This is a genomic window from Candidatus Protofrankia californiensis, from assembly GCF_900634765.1.
In the GTDB taxonomy this organism is placed as follows: domain Bacteria; phylum Actinomycetota; class Actinomycetes; order Frankiales; family Frankiaceae; genus Protofrankia; species Protofrankia californiensis.
This window is the reverse complement of record NZ_CAAAFT010000390.1, coordinates 1-1,170: the sequence shown is the minus strand read 5'-3', so window position 1 is coordinate 1,170 and position 1,170 is coordinate 1. Positions and strand designations below refer to the sequence as shown.

Below are 1,170 nucleotides of genomic sequence, written 5' to 3'. Positions count from 1 at the left end.
CGCCGTCCTGCGCCGCACCAGTCCGTGAGCTGCTGGAGCGCCGGTGGCGCAGTGCGGGTCCCGTCCGCAACTACCCGTACAGGCCATGATCCAAACGAGTTTGTTGCCGCGTACGCTTTTCGGCCACATTGGCGTACACAGCGACAAACTCGCGCCGATCTTCTCCGGTGGCCAGTGCTCATCTGGCTGGTCGACGAACGTCCGCAGACGCGGCCTGGTCGGGTTGCTGGTCGGCCACGTCGGCGCGGCTGACGACGTGTACAGCGCAGCGGCCGGCCACAGGTTGTTCGGAGGCATGGTGCCGGTCGGCACCGATTAGAGCACCGCTCAGGTAGCGCAGATCCATTCCGGAGTCGACCAGAGATCCATGATCGAACATTGTTGAATCACGGGTTCGCCGAGTACGATCAGCCGGCCGGTCGGCACCCGGTCAAGCACCTTGATCAGATTGTGGCCGGCCCCGGCGAGCTCACCCGGGTCGGCCGCCGGATACGCCCGCGGCGTCCAGCCGGCGCCGTCCGTGACCAGGCGCTGCAGGTGGGACCACGGCTGGACCAGCGCCGGGTCGGCCGGCCGCCAGGACACCGTCAGCGGCGGCCGGTTGAGACCTCGTCGCTTCGCCTCGGCCGACCACAGCTGTCCGAGCTGGTCGGCGAGCCGGTCCGCCACGCCGGCAAGGTCGGTGTTCCCGGCCTGTGGGCGTCCCGCCGGTCGGCGGCGTAGCCCGCCCAGGCCAGGTACAGCCCTGCCGCGGCGACGACCGCGGCGAGGGTGGCAGCCGCGCCCTGTCCACTGCGCCATGCGGCAACCGCCCACGCCGCACCGGCAAGCCCCACCAGCATGCCGACCGGCCAGCGGCGCTTCCCCCCGTGTCCCCGCATAAGAAGTAATCATCACTATCGGGACGTCCAGGTCGATCCGCAGCCCCCGGAAGCCGGTGAGCATGCCGGGAATCGCGCGTCTGCTGGACATGATCGACTATCGGGCCGGCTGGAGATCAACAGCTCCGGGTTCGCCGGCCGGACGTGCAAGACAGCCCGGCCGCGTCCCGCGGAACACCTGTAGCCACCCACCAGCGTGGCCATCTGGTGACGCTAGATGCTAATCTCGTCCTGTTTATCACAATTGCCCGGCTTTGATCCTTGATCCCGATCCTGCCTGGACGGTGCC

2 protein-coding genes are annotated in these 1,170 nt (G+C 68.6%); one reads left to right on the top strand and one right to left on the bottom strand.

Annotated elements, in window-relative coordinates; all coding sequences use genetic code 11:
* Nucleotides 1–103: 103 nt before the first annotated feature.
* Entirely contained in the window at nucleotides 104–319 is a 216-nt protein-coding gene (locus DD1DGNOD_RS19980) for a hypothetical protein (protein ID WP_131770809.1), read from the top strand.
* Nucleotides 320–327: 8 nt separating this feature from the next.
* Here the strand turns inward: DD1DGNOD_RS19980 and DD1DGNOD_RS19975 are convergent, their stop codons facing one another.
* The gene (locus DD1DGNOD_RS19975; RefSeq protein WP_131770808.1) at nucleotides 328–972 is read right to left on the bottom strand and encodes a hypothetical protein; all 645 of its coding nucleotides are present in this window, start codon (nucleotides 970–972) and stop codon (nucleotides 328–330) included.
* Nucleotides 973–1,170: the final 198 nt, after the last annotated feature.